Genomic DNA, 16463 nt, shown 5'->3' with positions numbered 1-16463 from the left:
AGGCCTTGGGCCATGAAACTGCCCTTTGACACGGATGCAGGCATCGGCACCCGCGCCACGCTGGGGGTGATCGTGCTGGAAACCGATGAGACGCTGGAGCCGGAGTTCGCCCGGATGATGGCGCAGGACGGCGTGGCGCTCTATCACAGCCGCATTCCGATGGTGCCCGAAGTCCGCCCGGAGACGCTGGCGCGGATGCAGGCGGATCTGCCGGACTCTGCCCGGCTGTTTCCTTCCGCCCCGGATTTCGACGTGATCGGTTATGGCTGCACGTCTGCGTCAACGGTGATCGGCTCGGCCAGGGTGGCAGCGGCGGTGCAGACCGTGCTGCCCCGGGCCAAGGTCACTGACCCGCTGGCGGCGATCATCGCCGCGGGCCGGGCGCTGGGGGCCGCGCGGCTGGGGTTTGTCACGCCTTATCTGCCGGAAGTCTCGGCGCAGATGCGGCAGAAGCTGGAAGAGGCGGGGTTCGAAATCGCCGGTTTCGGCTCGTTTGAGGAAATGGACGACCGGGTGGTGGCGCGGATCACCGAGGCGGCGATTGCCGCGGCGGCGCAGCAGGTGGCCAGTGCCGCGGACTGCGACGCCATCGTGATCTCCTGCACCAACCTGCGCTGCCTGCGGGTGATCCCGCAGATCGAGGCGGCGGCCGGGGTGCCGGTGGTCTCCAGCAATCAGGCGCTGGCCTGGCACATGCTGCGGCTGGCCGGGATCACGGACCCCCAGCCGCAGTTCGGCAGGCTGTTCGCCCGGGGTCTGGCGGCCGGATAGGTAGAATTTTACGGGAATTGCCAGCTGACAATTCGCGGCAGGCTGTTCCTCCGGGCCGTGCAGTCCGCGCTTGAAATCCGCGTCCGGATCATCACAGTTTGACAGCCGAACCCTGACCTGTGCCGCGCAAGGACACCCGGATGCCTGCCACCCCTCCCCAGAACCGCCCCGCGACCCGCAACGTCCTGTTTATCATCATTGATCAGCTGCGGGCGGATTGCGTGTTCGGGGCGATGGCCAGGCATGTGGAGCTGCCCAGCATCCGCGCCTTCATGCAGGAGGCGGTGTCGTTCCAGCGGCATTACTCGGTGACCAACCCCTGCGGGCCGTCGCGGGCGTCGATCCTGACCGGGCAGTATGCGATGAACCACCGGTCGGTGCGCAATGGCACGCCGCTGCGCCACGATACCCCCAACATTGCCACCGAGATGCGCAAGGCGGGCTATTTGCCGATGCTGTTCGGTTATACCGACACCGCGCAGGACCCGCGCGCCTTTGATGCCAACGACCCGGCGCTGCGCACCTATGAGTTTCCGATGAACGGCTTCCACGAGATGACCGAGATGCGGCTGGAGATGTCCTATCCCTGGCAGTCGCATCTGATGAACCGGGGCTATGAGTTCGAAAACTACTGGGATGTCTACAAGCCGGTTTCGCCCGGTGGCGGTGCGCCGCGGCTGAACGATCCGGCGCTTTACGCGGCAGAGGACAGCGATACCGCGTTTCTCACCGACTCCTTCCTGGGCAAGATGGCGGCCTATCACAAGGAGAGCTGGTTCGCGCATCTGACCTATATCCGCCCGCATCCGCCGCTGGTGGCCCCGGCCCCTTATAACACCATGTATGACCCGGCCTCGCTGCCGCTGCCGCAGCGGCTGGACACGCCGGAGCAGGAAGGTGCGCTGCATCCGTTCTTTGATCCGGCACTGCGCAGCAGCACGGCGGCGGGTTTTGTCGAAGGCTTCCCGGATCTGGAGCCGACGGATGACACCATCCGCACCCTGCGCGCGGTGTATCTGGGGCTGGCCACCGAGGTGGACCACCATGCCGGGCGGGTGATCCAATTCCTCAAGGACACGGGCCAGTATGACAGCACCATGGTGGTGATCACCGCCGACCACGGCGAAATGCTGGGCGACCGGCACGCCTGGGGCAAGATGACGGTCTATGACGCCGCCTATCACACGCCGCTGATCATCCGGATGCCGGGCAACGAGGGCAACGCCGGCGCCTGCGTCCCTCAGATCACCGAGTCGATCGACGTGACGCCGACCATTCTGGACTGGGCGGGGCAGGAGATCCCGAACGCCATGGACGGGCGGTCGCTGCTGCCGCTGTTGCGCGGGGAGGTGCCGCAGGACTGGCGGCAGTATTCCTTCTCGGAGCTGGATTTCTCAGAACCGTTGAAGCCGACGCTGTGGCAGAAGGCGCTTGGCACCACGCCAAGCGACAGCAGCCTGGGGATCCTGCGGGACGGGCGCTTTACCCTGGTGGAGTTTGCCGCCGACCTGCCGCCGATGCTGTTTGATGCGGAGGGGCGGGGAGAGATGGAAAACGTGGCCGGGCAGCCGGAGTATGCGGCAGATCTCAACCGGCTGACACGGCTGATGCTGCGGCACCGGATGAAGAACATGGACCACACGCTGTCGCTGGTGTCGATCACCGCGGACGGGGCGCGGTCCGTACCGCGGTTTCAGGCGCCGCGGGGCTGAGCGCAGGCCGGGCCGCCGGCGCGGCGCAAGGCCCGGTCCTGTCCGGAAGCCGGGCCTTGCGCGGTTCACCGGGTCAGATGAACCAGTCTTCGGTCAGCTGATTGCTGGAGTTGATCCCTTTCACCCAGGCGATTTGCAGCGGATCGCTGCCGCCCTCGCCGTCGGCGTCGTATTGCAGCCAGACCTCCTTGGTGCTGCTCAGCGACAGGCTGCCGCTGGACAGGGCGTCTTCCAGGCTGGTGTCCAGCTCCAGAAGCAGGCCGCTGATATCGAGGGCATCGCCGTCGCCTAGCCTGAAGTCGCGCAGGATGTCGCCTGCGTCTTCGGCAGAGGCGAAGACAAACACGTCCGCATCCGCGCCGCCTTTCAGGATATCGGCCCCGGCGCCGCCTTCCAGCCGGTCGCTGCCGGCGCTGCCGTCAATCATGTCATCGCCGCTGCCGCCGCGGATGGTGTCATTGCCGGCACCGCCATTGATCTTGTCCGCGCCGCCGCCGCCATCGGCGGTGTCATCACCATTGCCGGCGCTGATCTTGTCGTCTCCGTCGCCGCCATCCAGGCTGTCGCCGCCGTCGCCGCCGATGACTTTGTCGGCGTCCGCGCCGGCCTGGATCGTATCGTTGCCTGCGCCGCCATTGACATTGTCAGCGCCCGCGCCGGTTTCGATCAGATCGCCGCCATTGCCGCCTTTCACCTTATCGCGGCCGCTGCCGCTGGTGATCACATCATTGCCGTCGCCGCCGTCCAGCTTGTTGTCGCCGCCGCCAGCCGAGAGGGTGTCATCTCCGAGGCCGCCCTTGATCCTGTCCTTGCCGCTGCCGCTGGTGATCACGTCGTCGCCATCGTCGCCGGAAACCTGGTTGTCGCCATCGCCGGCCGCAATTATGTCGTTTCCGTCGCCGCCCTTGATCCGGTCCTTGCCGCTGCCGCTGGTGATCGAGTCGTGGCCTTCGCCGCCATCGGCCCTGTTGTCGCCATCGCCTGCGTCGATCGTGTCGTTTCCGTCACCGCCGATCAACTGGTCTTTGCCGCTGCCGCTGGTGATCCAGTCGTGGCCCGCGCCGCCATCGGCCTTGTTGAAACCTTCGCCGACTGACAGGGTGTCATTTCCGTCGCCGCCGATGAACTGGTCCTTGCCGCTGCCGCCGCTGATCGAGTCATCGCCGAGGCCGCCATCGGCCTTGTTGTAGCCGTCGCCGGCGGCAATCGTGTCATTTCCGTCGCCGCCCTTGATCTGGTCTCTGCCGCTGCCGGTGCTGATCAGGTCATCGCCGAGGCCGCCATCGGCCTTGTTGTAGCCATCGCCGGCGGAAATTGTGTCATTGCCGTCGCCGCCGTCCAGCAGGTCCCTGCCGCTGCCGGTGACGATGGCGTCATCGCCCAGGCCGCCTTCGACCCTGTTGCTGCCGCCGCCGCCGTCCAGGCTGTCGTTTCCGGCGCCGCCGTAGATTCTGTCGCTTGCTTCGCCTGCCAGAACGGTGTCGTCGCCATCCTCGCCGTACAGCTGGTTCCGGCCGCCGCCGCCGTTGAGGCTGTCGTTTCCGGCGCCGCCGTAGATCTTGTCGCTTCCGCCGCCTGCCAGAACGGTGTCGTCGCCGTCCTCGCCGTACAGCTGGTTCCGGCCCTCACCGCCATCCAGGCTGTCGCTGCCCAGGCCGCCATACAGTTTGTCGCTGCCGTTGCCGCCGGACAGGGTGTCGTCGCCGTCCAGGCCGAACAGCTGGTCGTTGCCGTCACGGCCTTCGATCAGGTTGGCGGCGCTGTTGCCGTAGCCCTTGTCAGACGCGCTGCCCAGGATCAGGTTCTCGATCTCCGAGCCCTCGCTGACCGTCAGCGTTTTGGAGCCGATGGTTCCGGACACGCCGCTTTGCAGGTTGATCGAGGACGTATAGGTCACGGCGCTCAGATCCAGGGTGTCGGTGCCGCCATTGGTGTCGGTGACGGTGCCCAGAACGCTGGTCCAGTTCGGCACAAAGCTGTTGGTGAAGGTATAGATGTTGTCGATGACCTCCGGCGTGGGATCCGGGTCCGGGGTTGGTTCCGGGTCCGGGGTGGGATCCGGGTCCGGGGTTGGGTCCGGGTCCGGTGTGGGCTCCGGATCGGGGTCCGGGGCGGCGGAGATGTTGATGATTTCTGCCGCATCGGCGTTTGCATCAACACCGGCCAGGAACACCAGCAGGGTGCTGCTGCCGTTGTGGGAAATCTTCAGCCAGGAGCCGCCGCTGCCGGCCTGAAGCGAGACGACGCCGTCGGCTGCCGCATCGGTGCCGGTATAGCCGATCTCTTGCAGCAGGGCGCTGACATCGACGCGGTCTCCGGCGGCGAGGCTGAAGTCGGCGATGGAGTCGCCGGACTCGCCCAGCTGCCGGTAGACGAAACGGTCGGCGCCCGCGCCGCCGGTCAGGTAATCCGCGCCGGTGCCGCCGATCAGCGTGTCGTTGCCGCCGCCTGCCGAGATCTGATCGTTGCCGGCGCCGCTGTCCAGAACATTGTCCGCGGCGTTGCCGGTGATGCTGTCTATGCCGCTGCCGGTGATGGCGTTTTCGATCACGGTTCCGCTGGCGATGGAGAAGTTGCCGGTCTTGCCATTGAGGCTGGAGAAGGTGCCCGCATTGAGGTTCAGGGTCTGATTGTAGCTGCGCAAGCCGAGGTTGATCACGTCGGTGCCGCCGCTGTCGACAATCGCCACCGCCCAGCCGCCGTTCAGATCCATGCCGAAACGGCCGGTGGTCTGGCCGTCGCCATAGGTGGTGTCGCCGGTTTCCACGTTTACAGGCGTGCCATAGAGATGGTGGACCGCAGCGATGTCAGCCAGCTGCGCCGTTGCCAGATAGGCAAAGGAGGCATCGACGGCAGTGTTTTCGGACTGGCTGAAGTAGGACATGATCGACATTTGCCAGCTGTCATTGGCAAAATGCGCGTCGGAGCCATAGCTGGCGCTGCCGTTGTAGTTGCCGGTGTGGCCCAGCCCCAGGGCGTGGCCGATCTCGTGGATGTAGGTCTGCAGGTAGTAGTTGCCGTAGGCGGACCAGCCGTCGTCCACATTGATATGGGAGCTGAGAATGGTGCCGTTGCTGACGGTGGAGCTGGCGTAGGCGCCGGAGTTGTTGTCGTCAAAGGTGATCTTGGCGCTGCCGGTGGTCTCGGCAAACTCGATCCCGGTCAGCGCGGTCCAGCTTTCCAGCGCCTTGCGGGCGGTCTCCTTGCCGGTTGCATTCAGCCCGCTGAGGTTGACCGTCAGCTGCCCGCCGGTTTGCACATCAAAGGAGCGCTGGGTGCGGCCGGTATCCTCCCAGAAGCCCTGGTACAGATACTGGGCGATCTGGTCGACCGTATACGTCGGCTTGCCGCCGGCATCGCCGGTGCCGGTGCCGGTGCCAGAGCCGCTGCTGCCGGTGGCTTCGGGAATTCTGTGATTGGCTTGACCGCAATATTCACACATGACCGTGCTCCAAACTAGCTCTTTGGTTTAAAGGGGAAATTCGGTTTGCCCGACCAGGTGGCCGGCAAAGTCCGCAATGCTGTCCGCAGTCAGATGACCGTCCATGACCGACTGTTCGATGGCCGGGCCCTGGCCGGACCGGCCATCGCGGTGCTGCCACTCCAGGTATCCTGAAATCCAGTCGGCGGTCTGGGAGTGCCCGACATAGCGCAGGGTCAGATCGGCGGGGCCGGTCTGACCGTCCGCAGCGGACACCGCCGCGCCGGGAAACCTTTCGCTCAACGCGCCGGCCAAGGCGTCGCACAGCGGCTGCTGCAGGGCTTTGCCGCAGTGCAGCTCAATGCTCTGCACCGGGCTGCCAAGCGCGGCGGAGCCGGTGACCAGCAGCCAGATGGCGGCAGAACAGCCGGAAAGGGTCCCAGGTGAGATCATGGAATTGCTCGCTCAGACGGTTGAAGGATCAGGTTCAGTCCCGCGCCGTTCTGGCTGCCCTGTCAGGTCTAGCGGCGGATTCGGGCGAAATGACGGCCGGGATCCGGGCAATATTTAGACGGCGTTAACCGGCGTTAACCCTTTGCTAAGCGGGCCTGCACGAACGCGCGTCTTGCCCGGGGCCGCGGCCTGTTTTTGCAAATCATTCTCAATTTCATTGACAGTTGCGAATGATTTGCAATAACGATGCTGCAAAGACATCTTCAAGAACGGAGAATCGAATGCTTTCGAACCTGCTCAAGACGGTTTCCGCCGCCGCGATTGCGGCCGCTGCCGCCAGCGCTGCCATGGCCGAAGACAAGATGAAGGTGGTCACCACTTTCACCGTGCTGGCCGATATGGCGGCCAATGTGGCAGGCGATGCCGCAGAAGTCGTCTCGGTCACCAAGCCGGGCGCAGAGATCCACGGCTATGAGCCGACGCCGCGCGACATCGTGCGGGCGTCCGATGCCGACCTGATCCTGTGGAACGGCATGAACCTGGAGCTGTGGTTTGAACAGTTCCTGTCGAACCTGAAGGACGTGCCGTCGGTGACCCTGACCGATGGCATCGACCCGATCCCGATCGCGGCCGGCTCTTACGAGGGCAAGCCCAACCCGCACGCCTGGATGGGTCTGGATAACGCGCTGATCTATATCGACAACATCGTCGAAGCCTTTGCCGAGCACGACCCGGAAAACGCCGCGGTCTATGTCAAGAACGCGGGCGAATACAAGGACAGGCTGCGCGCCACCATCGAGCCGCTGCGCCGTGCCATCGCGGAGATCCCCGAGGACAAGCGCTGGCTGGTGACCTGCGAAGGCGCCTTCAGCTATCTGGCGCGCGATTTCGGCATGAAGGAGCTGTACCTGTGGCCGATGAACGCCGATCAGGTCGGCACGCCGCAGCAGGTGCGTTCGGTGATTGATGGCGTGCGCGCCAACGACATCCCGGTGGTGTTCTGCGAAAGCACCGTGAACACCGCCCCGGCAGAGCAGGTGGCGCGGGAAACCGGCGTGGCCTATGGCGGGGAGCTCTATGTCGACTCCCTCAGCGAGGCGGACGGCCCGGTGCCGACTTATCTGGACCTGCTCAAGGTCACCTCTCAGACCGTGGCCCGCGGTTTGACCGAAGTGACCAATTAAGACCGCATTTTCGCATATCCAAAGAGCCCCGCAGCGCAAGTTGCGGGGCGTTTCATTTCACAAAGCACAATTTCTGTGTGTAACTCTGCAGGACAGCCCATGCTTGATGCCAGCGAGACCCACATCATGAACACCAGCGCCGCAGCCGCGGAGGGCGGGATTGCCGCCAAGAACGTCACGGTGACCTACCGCAACGGCCATACAGCGCTGTGGAACGCCAGCTTTGACATTCCCCGCGGCACCGTGACTGCGCTGGTCGGGGTCAATGGCGCGGGCAAATCGACGCTGTTCAAGGCGATCATGGGCTTTGTCCCGGCCGCGCAGGGCGAAATCCGCATCCTTGGCATGTCCGTGAAGGACGCGCTGCGCAAGAACCTGGTCGCCTATGTGCCGCAGTCGGAGGAGGTCGATTGGGCCTTTCCGGTGCTGGTCGAAGACGTGGTGATGATGGGCCGCTACGGCCACATGGGGTTTTTGCGCCGGCCCAAGGCGGCCGATCATGAGGCCGTCGATCAGGCGCTGCGCCGGGTGAACATGCAGGATTTCCGCCACCGCCAGATCGGGGAGCTGTCCGGCGGCCAGCGCAAGCGGGTGTTCCTGGCCCGCGCCCTGGCGCAGGACGGGCAGGTGATCCTGCTGGACGAGCCCTTTACCGGCGTGGACGTGAAGACCGAGGAGCAAATCATCGCCCTGCTGCGCGAGCTGCGCGACGAGGGCCGGGTGATGCTGGTTTCCACCCATAACCTGGGCAGCGTGCCGGAATTCTGCGACCGCACGGTGCTGGTCAAGGGCACGGTGCTGGGGTCCGGCCCGACCGAGACCACCTTTACCCGCGAGAACCTGGAACACGCCTTTGGCGGCGTGCTGCGCCATTTCACCCTGGGCGGCCAGGCGCTGCACGACGACGGCGACACCCGCGAGGTCACCATCCTGACCGATGACGAGCGCCCCTTTGTCCAGTACGGCGAAAAGACCCAGACGAGCGACAGCAAGCGCGAGGACGGGAGCCAGCAATGATGGACTATCTGCTGGAGCCGTTCACCTACGGCTATATGACCAATGCGATGTGGGTCTCGGCGCTGGTTGGCGGCGTCTGTGCCTTCCTGTCGTCTTATCTGATGCTCAAGGGCTGGTCGCTGATCGGCGATGCGCTCTCGCATTCGGTGGTGCCGGGGGTGGCGGGGGCCTATATCCTGGGCCTGCCGTTCGCGCTGGGCGCCTTTATCGCCGGCGGGCTGGCGGCGGGGGCGATGCTGTTCCTGTCGGAACGGTCCGGATTGAAGGTCGATGTGATCATTGGACTGATCTTCACGTCCTTCTTCGGGCTTGGCCTTTTTATCGTGTCGATCAGCCCGATGTCGGTCTCGGTGCAGACCATCACCATGGGCAATATCCTGGCGATCACGCCGGAGGACACGGCTCAGCTGGCGATCATCGGCTTTGTGTCGCTGGCGGTGCTGCTGGCCAAGTGGAAGGACCTGATGGTCACTTTCTTTGATGAAAACCACGCCCGCACCATCGGGCTGCGTCCCGGATTGCTGAAGGCGGTGTTCTTTGTGCTGCTGTCGGCCTCTGTCGTGGCGGCGATGCAGACGGTGGGGGCGTTTCTGGTGATTGCCATGGTGGTGACGCCGGGGGCGACCGCCTATCTGCTGTGCGACCGCTTTCCGCGGCTGATCATGGTTTCCGTATTCATCGGCGCGGCCACCAGTTTCTTCGGGGCCTATGCCAGTTATTTCCTGGATGGTGCCACCGGCGGCATCATCGTGACGCTGCAGACCCTGATCTTCCTGATCGTGTTTGTCTTTGCCCCGAAACACGGGCTGCTGGCGGCCAAGCGCAAGGCGCGCGAGGCGCTGAAGCGCGGCCCCGCCGCCCAACAGAGGGCCGTGTGATGGATCTTGATACACTGCTGATGCCATTTCAGTTCGCGTTCATGCAGAACGCCTTTCTGATCTCCCTGATCGTGTCGGTGCCCACCGCGCTGCTGTCGTGCTTTCTGGTGATGAAGGGCTGGGCGCTGATGGGGGATGCGGTCAGCCACGCCGTGCTGCCGGGGATCGTGCTGGCCTATGTGCTGGGCTTCCCGCTGATCATCGGCGCCTTTGCCGCCGGTATGCTGTGCGCGGTGGCAACCGGGTTCTTGTCCGGCAACAGCCGGGTCAAGCAGGACACGGTGATGGGGGTGGTGTTCTCCGGCATGTTCGGGCTTGGCATCGTGATGTACGTGGGGCTGGAGACCAACGCCCATCTGGATCACATCCTGTTCGGCAATATGCTGGGGGTGGAGCGGGATGAGCTGTGGACGGCGGGCATCATCTCGCTGGCGGTGGGGGCTGCGCTGGTGCTGAAGTGGAAGGACCTGCTGCTGCACAGTTTCGACCCGGCGCAGGCGCAGGCCTGCGGCCTGCCGGTGACGGTGCTGCATTACGGGCTGCTGGCGGCCTTGTCGCTGACCATCGTGGCGACGCTGTCGGCGGCGGGGCTGATCCTGGCGATCGGGCTGCTGATCGCGCCGGGGGCGATTGCCTTCCTGGTGGTGCGCAAGTTCAGCACCATGCTGTGGGTCTCGGTGCTGGTCTGCATGTTCTCGATGCTGGCGGGCACCTATGCCAGCTTCTTCCTCGACAGCGCGCCGGCGCCGACCATCGTGCTGATCCTGACCATTCTGTTTGTGCTGGCCTTTGCGCGGCGGCTGTACCTGACCCGCAAGACATCAATGCAGCGCGCCAAGGAAACCGCCGGCCCCGCGTGAATTACGCGGGCCCGGGCTTTGCCATCTCCAGCAGCCACTGCCGTACCAGTTCGGCGTTCGGGACCAGATCCTGGGTCTTGGTCCAGACCAGATAGAACCCCGCGCCGGTGGTCCAGGACCAGTCCTTGCGGGCGGCCAGCAGCCCCTGTTTGATCAGCGGCTCGGTCACATGCTGCCAGCCGAAGGCAAAGCCCTCGCCCGCAATCGCGGCCTGCAGAACCAGCGCATAGTCGTTGAGGCGCATGCCCGCGGCGGGCGGGCGGCCGGTGACGCCGAAGTGCTCAAACCATTGCTGCCATCTGGGCCGCTCGCGGACCGGTTCCTCCAGATGGATCAGCCGTTCGTGCAGCAGGTTCGGCACCGTCGCCAGGTTGACCGCGGCGGCCATCACCCGCGGACTGGCGACGGGAAAGATCACCTCCGGCGCGATCAGGGCGGAATGGCAGTCCGGCCAGGTGCCGTTGCCGCGGCGCACCGCCAATGAGATGCCTTCGGTATTGATGTCCGGCTCCCGGTCTGAGCTTTGCAGGCGCAGGTCGATGTCGGGGTGCGCCTCATGCAGCCGGGTCAGTCTTGGCATCACCCAGTAATATGCAAAAGCGGAGGAGCAGTTGAGCGTTACGTGGTCATTGCGCCCGAACTGCCGCACCGCCTTGGCGGAGGAGAGGATGTCCTCCAGCGCCTTGGACACATCGGTGTAAAGCCGCATGCCTGCGCCGGTCAGCTCCACCTTGCGGTGGCCGCGGCGGAACAAAATAACGCCCAACGATGCTTCCATCTGCTTGATCGCGGCGCTGACGGCCGGCTGCTGGACGTTCAGTTCCTCAGCCGCGCGGGTGAAGGAAGCGTGCCGTGCGGCGGCTTCAAACACGATCAGGTGGCGGGGGCTGGTGAGGAGTTTCCACAGATCTTGCATAACTCTGAATTATCCAAATCATCAGATTTTTCAACCGTCACAACGCAGGCCGCGGACCGTATCGTTACGCAGCTTTTGACGACTGGAGACCCCCATGGCCCGACGCGCCCGCGCATCCCGCGACAGAAACACCGCCCCCGCGGGCGCTCCGGCATCGCCCTTTATCCGGCGGAGCCTGCCGTTCTTTGACGTGCTGGACGAGGAGAAGCTGGTCCGGCTGGAAGCCCAGGTGGACTGGATCTTCGAGGAGGTCGGCATTGCCTTCCGCGACGACCCGGAGGCGCTCAGGATCTGGAGAGAAGCAGGCGCCAGGATCGACGGCGACACGATCCGCGCGGATGCGCAGTGGATCCGCAGCTTATGCGCCAAGGCGCCGCGGCAGTTCACCCAGCTGGCCCGCAATCCGGCGCGGTCCGTCACTATCGGCGGCACCAATCAGGTGTTTGCGCCGATCTATGGCGCGCCGTTCGTGCGCGATCTGGAGGGTGGGCGGCGCTATGGCGACATGGCGGCTTTTGAGAAGCTGGTGAAGCTCACCTATATGCATCCGAACCTGCATCACGGCGGGTTCGTGATCTGTGAACCTTGCGACGTGCCGGTGAGCAAACGCCACTTCGACATGCTGTTTTCCCATATGACGCTGAGCGACAAACCGCATCTGGGCGCCATCACGGAGATGTCCCGGGCGCAGGACAGCGTCGACATGGCGGAGATCGTCTTTGGGCGCGAGGTCATGGACGAGAACTGCGTGATCATGGGCAATGTGAACACCAATTCGCCGCTTTTGGTAGACAAGGTGGTGACCGAGGCGGTGCGCACCTATTGCGCCCGCGGGCAGGGAATTATCGTTGTGCCGTTTATCCTTACGGGCGCGATGGGGCCGGTCTCCACCGCCGCCTCAGTCGCGCAGGCGATGGCAGAGGCGATGATGGTCTGCGCCTTTACCCAGATCGTCCGGCCCGGCGCGCCGTTTGTGCTGGGCAACTTCCTGTCGTCGATGTCGCTGAAATCCGGCGCGCCGACATTTGGGATGCCGGAGCCGGTGGTGTCGAACTACGCCATCGGCCAGCTGGCCCGCCGCGCCGGGCTGCCGTTGCGCTGCGGCGGGTCGCTGACGGCCTCCAAGATCGAGGACGCGCAGGCGGCTTATGAGAGTGCAGACTCGATGCATTCCACCATGCTGGCCGGCGCCAATTATGTGCTGCATTCGGCGGGCTGGCTGGAGGGCGGGCTGTGCACTGGTTTTGAAAAGCTGATTATGGATGCAGACCGGCTGGGGTCATACCAGAAGGTGCTGAGCCAGGGGCTGGACACCAGCGACGAGGCTATGGCGCGCGATGCCTACGCCGAGGTGGCGCCGGGCGGGCATTTCCTGGGGTCCGGCCACACCATGCGCAACTACCAGACGGCCTTCTATGAGCCGAAGCTCAGCGACAGCGAGAATGTCGAAAGCTGGGAAGAGGGCGGCTGCAAGGACATGCGCCAGCGCGCCTATGAGCGCTGGAACCAGATGCTGAACGAGTATCAGGCTCCGCCGATGGATGCGTCGGTCAAGGAGGAACTGGCCGCCTATGTCGCCCGCCGCAAAGAGGAGATCCCGGATGCGTGGTACTGAGGTAAGGAATTCTTCACCCATTTCTCCAGCTTATGCAGGACGGGCCGGATTGCCCCGGCACCCCCTGTGCACCCCCCGTACACCCCCTGTGCACCCCCTGGGTGCCATTTGCCGCAATGCCCGCGCTTTGCCCCGGACCTGAGGACAAATCCATGTCAGACAATTTTGCCCAATCGACGCTCAACATCCACAAGGAGGAGAGCACCGGCGACAAGAAGCTGCCGAGCCACGCCAAGGCGGTGATCATCGGCGGCGGTGTGGTTGGCTGCTCGATCCTGTTTCACCTGGCCAAGTTCGGGTGGAAGGACGTGGTGCTGCTGGAACGTGACGAGCTGACCTCCGGCTCCTCCTGGCATGCAGCGGGGCAGATCCATACCATCAGCTCGGACCCGAACATCTCGCGCCTGCAATCCTACACCATTGATCTGTACAAGGAGATCGAGGAGACCTCGGGCCATTCTGTGGGCTTGCACATCACCGGCGGGTTTTATCTGGCGTCGAACAAAACCTGGTACGACTACCTGAAGCGGGAGCGTTCAAAGGCGCGTTACATGGGTCTGAACCAGGAATTCATCAGCCCCAAGGAAGTGGCAGAGCGTCACCCGCTGATTGATCCGAAACACTACCTCGCAGCGCTGTGGGATGATCAGGACGGTGATCTGGACCCCTCAGGCGCGACCTATGCCTTTGCCAAATCGGCCAAGGTGCACGGTGCGCAGTATTTCACTCACACACCGGTGACTGCGACCAACCAGCGCGCCGACGGCAGCTGGGATGTGACCACCCCGCGCGGGGTGATCAATGCGGAGCATATCGTCAACTGCGGCGGGCTGTGGGCGCGGGAAGTCGGCCACATGCAGGGCATCAACCTGCCGGTGCAGCCGATGGAGCATCATTACCTGATCACCGACAAGATCGACGCGGTGGCAAACCACCCGACCCGCCTGCCGGCCGGGATCGACTATGAGGCGAACATCTACTTCCGGCAGGAACGCCAGGGGATGCTCTTGGGCACGTATGAGCCGAAGGGTACGCCCTGGAAGGTTGGCGGCACGCCGTGGGACTTCGGGCATGAGCTGCTGCAGCCGGATCTGGACCGCATTGCCGACCGTCTGGAGATGTCGTTTGAGCGCATTCCCGCGATTGGCGAGGCGGGTATCAAGGACATGATCAACGGACCCTTCACATTCGGACCTGACGGCAACCCGATGATCGGCCCGGTGCCGGGCATGAAGAACTACTGGTGCGCGGTGGGCGTGATGGCGGGCTTCTGCCAGGGCGGCGGCGTGGGTCTGACCATGGCGGAGTGGATGATCGACGGCGAGCCGTCCATCGACGTCTGGGCGATGGATGTGGCGCGGTTCGGCGAGTTCGCAACCCCCGACTGGGGCACCGTGAAATCGACCGAGAACTACGAGCGGCGCTTCGTGATGACCTTCCCGAACGAGACGCTGCCGAAGGGGCGGATGCAGAAGACGACTGCTCTGTATGACCGGCTGGTCGCCAAGGGCGCGCGGATGGGGCAGGGGTTTGGCCTGGAGAACGCGCTGTGGTTTGCCGACGGGCCGGAAGATGCGCATGAGGAGCCGACATTCGAGCGCAACCGTTCGCATGAGTATGTGGCGCGTGAGGTCAAAGCCGTGCGCGAGGCTGTGGGCGGCATCGAGATTGCAAACTTTGCCAAGCATGAATTCAAGGGCGCGGGCGCGCGGGCCTATCTGGACCGGGTGCTGGCGGGGTATGTGCCGAAACCGGGCCGCCTGGCGCTGACGCCGATGCTGACGCCTAAGGGCAAGCTGTATGGCGATCTAACCGTGGCCTGCCTGGGCGAAGAGCATTTCATGCTGTTCGGCTCCGGCGCGATGCAGGAGGCGCACCGCCGCTGGTTTGAGAAGGATCTGCCGGAAGATGTGTCCTATCAGAATGTCTCCGACGACTGGCACGGCATCGCGCTGTCGGGTCCGAAATCGCGGGAGCTGCTGCAGCGGATCACCCGTGAGGATGTCTCTGCCGAGGCGTTCAAGTTCCGCGACCTGCGCCAGACTTTCGTGGGCGGCGTGCCGGTGATCCTGAACCGGATCAGTTTCTCCGGCGAGCTGGGCTATGAGATCTACTGCAAGCCGCAGTACCTGCTGCGCTTGGCGGAAGCGGTGGAGGAAGCGGGCACCGGTCTGGGCTACCGCTGGTACGGGGCGCGGGCGCTGATGTCGATGCGGCTGGAGAAGGGCTGGGGCGTGTGGACGCAGGACTTCCGCCCGGATTTCGATGCGGTGGAAAGTGGCATGGATGCCTTCATCAACTGGAAGAAGGATTTCGTGGGCAAGGCGGCTGCGCTGAAGGCCCGCGAGGCCGGTGCGAGCCGCAAGCTGGTCACCATGACCATCGGTGTGGATGGCATTGATGTGTCCGGCGACGAGGCGATCCTGAAGGATGGCGCGGCGGTGGGCTACATCTCCTCCGGCGGCTATGCGCATCACGCTCAGGCGTCGATGGCGATGGGGTATGTCTCGGCTCAGCACGCGGCGGCCGGCACCAGGCTGCAGGTGGAGATCCTGGGCGAGATGTATGACGCCGAAGTGCTGGGCGCGCCGGTCTATGACGCGGGCGGCGCCAAGATGCGCGCGTGAGCCGGGCAGGGGGGCGGAGACCATGAGCCACCCCATGCGGACGGTCTCTGAGGCGGTCGGGGCCGTGCCGGCCTGCCGCTGCATCTTCCTGCTGCTGCCGACCTTCTCGCCGCTGGACCTGTCCAGCGCGGTGGCAGCGCTGGAGGCGGCGAACAGTTACGGCGGGACCGCGCGCTATGCCTGGCGCGTGGTCAGCGGGGACGGGCTGGCGGTCACTGCGCCCAACGGGCTGAGGGTGGCGGTGGACGGCGGCCTGCCGGAGCTGGCGCGGGGCGACATGGTGTTTGTCTGCGGCGGCCAGGGCGTGGAGCCGGGCATCCCGCTGAAGGTGCTGGGCTGGCTGCGCAAGGCGCAGCGCATGGGGCTGGTGATGGCGGCCCTGGGCGGCGGTGTCATGGCGCTGGCGCGGGCGGGCCTGCTGTCGGGGCGCCAGGCGTCCGCCCATTGGGCGCAGCGCGCCACGCTGGCCGAAATGCACCCGGATGTGGAGGTCCGGACCTCGCTGTTCACCGTGGAGGGCAAGCTGATCACCTGCGCCGGCGGCACGGCCACGGCGGACATGATGCTGGACCTGATTGCGGACCGTCACGGCGGCGATGTGGCGACGGCGGCGGCGGATCTGATGGTCTGTTCCGCCGCGCGCAAGGGCAGTCAGGACCAGACGGTGTCCGAGTTCGGGCGGGCGGGCGTGCGGCATGAAAAACTGGCCGCGGCCCTGAGCCTGATGCGCGGCAATCTGGAGGAGCCGCTGACCCCGGGACGCATCGCCGGTCTGGTTGGCCTGTCGGTGCGCCAGCTGGAGCGGCTGTTCTCCAAGTATCTGCAGACCACGCCCAAGGTCTATTACACCCGGCTGCGGCTGGACTACGCGCGCAGCCTGCTGCTGCAGACCAATATGCGGATCATCGACATCGCGCTGGCGTCGGGGTTCAACAGCCAGACCCATTTCGCCAAGGTCTACCGCCGCTATTCCGGCAAGCCGCCGCATCAGGAGCGGCCGTTCTAGGCG

Annotated in this window: 12 protein-coding genes; 9 read left to right on the top strand and 3 right to left on the bottom strand. The window is 64.9% G+C overall.

What is annotated here, in order from left to right:
- Positions 1–12 precede the first annotated feature (12 nt).
- Together B2P87_RS16940 and B2P87_RS16935 are read left to right on the top strand one after the other, a co-directional pair.
- Positions 13–771, top strand: a complete 759-nt coding sequence (locus B2P87_RS16940; protein ID WP_141889425.1) for a maleate cis-trans isomerase family protein — start codon at positions 13–15, stop codon at positions 769–771.
- 140 nt (positions 772–911) lie between these two features.
- Positions 912–2483 (top strand): alkaline phosphatase family protein, encoded by a 1572-nt coding sequence (locus B2P87_RS16935; protein ID WP_141889426.1) that lies wholly within the window; start codon positions 912–914, stop codon positions 2481–2483.
- Between the two features lie 73 nt (positions 2484–2556).
- On the opposite strand, the gene B2P87_RS16930 is transcribed toward B2P87_RS16935, so the two are convergent.
- Together B2P87_RS16930 and B2P87_RS16925 are read right to left on the bottom strand one after the other, a co-directional pair.
- Entirely contained in the window at positions 2557–5925 is a 3369-nt protein-coding gene (locus tag B2P87_RS16930) for a M10 family metallopeptidase (RefSeq protein ID WP_141889427.1), read from the bottom strand.
- 27 nt (positions 5926–5952) lie between these two features.
- Positions 5953–6357: a hypothetical protein gene (locus B2P87_RS16925; RefSeq protein ID WP_141889428.1), complete on the bottom strand. Its 405-nt coding sequence runs from the start codon at positions 6355–6357 to the stop codon at positions 5953–5955.
- A gap of 281 nt (positions 6358–6638) precedes the next feature.
- Here B2P87_RS16925 and B2P87_RS16920 point away from each other — a divergent pair, with 281 nt between their 5' ends.
- The 4 genes from B2P87_RS16920 (at position 6639) to B2P87_RS16905 (ending at position 10296) form a co-directional block, all read left to right on the top strand.
- A complete protein-coding gene (locus tag B2P87_RS16920; RefSeq protein ID WP_058286302.1) occupies positions 6639–7541 on the top strand; it encodes a metal ABC transporter substrate-binding protein in 903 nt (300 codons plus the stop codon).
- A 99-nt stretch (positions 7542–7640) separates the two neighbouring features.
- Positions 7641–8558, top strand: a complete 918-nt coding sequence (locus tag B2P87_RS16915) for a manganese/iron ABC transporter ATP-binding protein (RefSeq protein ID WP_276509274.1) — start codon at positions 7641–7643, stop codon at positions 8556–8558.
- The gene (locus tag B2P87_RS16910; protein ID WP_141892016.1) at positions 8558–9436 is read left to right on the top strand and encodes a metal ABC transporter permease; all 879 of its coding nucleotides are present in this window, start codon (positions 8558–8560) and stop codon (positions 9434–9436) included. Before B2P87_RS16915 ends, B2P87_RS16910 begins: the two co-directional genes overlap by 1 nt.
- Complete coding sequence (locus tag B2P87_RS16905; protein WP_141889429.1) at positions 9436–10296, top strand: metal ABC transporter permease; 861 nt, start codon at positions 9436–9438, stop codon at positions 10294–10296. The genes B2P87_RS16910 and B2P87_RS16905 overlap by 1 nt, the downstream gene beginning before the upstream one ends.
- A gap of 1 nt (position 10297) precedes the next feature.
- Here the strand turns inward: B2P87_RS16905 and B2P87_RS16900 are convergent, their stop codons facing one another.
- The gene (locus B2P87_RS16900) at positions 10298–11212 is read right to left on the bottom strand and encodes a LysR substrate-binding domain-containing protein (RefSeq protein ID WP_141889430.1); all 915 of its coding nucleotides are present in this window, start codon (positions 11210–11212) and stop codon (positions 10298–10300) included.
- A 94-nt stretch (positions 11213–11306) separates the two neighbouring features.
- Here B2P87_RS16900 and B2P87_RS16895 point away from each other — a divergent pair, with 94 nt between their 5' ends.
- From B2P87_RS16895 to B2P87_RS16885, 3 genes are all read left to right on the top strand, one after another.
- Entirely contained in the window at positions 11307–12827 is a 1521-nt protein-coding gene (locus B2P87_RS16895; RefSeq protein WP_141889431.1) for a trimethylamine methyltransferase family protein, read from the top strand.
- 152 nt (positions 12828–12979) lie between these two features.
- Entirely contained in the window at positions 12980–15454 is a 2475-nt protein-coding gene (locus B2P87_RS16890) for a GcvT family protein (protein ID WP_208764515.1), read from the top strand.
- A gap of 22 nt (positions 15455–15476) precedes the next feature.
- Positions 15477–16460, top strand: a complete 984-nt coding sequence (locus B2P87_RS16885; RefSeq protein WP_167510229.1) for a GlxA family transcriptional regulator — start codon at positions 15477–15479, stop codon at positions 16458–16460.
- The last annotated feature ends 3 nt before the right edge of the window (positions 16461–16463 follow it).

The organism is Leisingera sp. UBA4491 (genome assembly GCF_002388965.1).
In the GTDB taxonomy this organism is placed as follows: Bacteria; Pseudomonadota; Alphaproteobacteria; order Rhodobacterales; family Rhodobacteraceae; genus Leisingera; species Leisingera aquaemixtae.
This window is presented reverse-complemented; position numbering and strand designations above follow the sequence as displayed.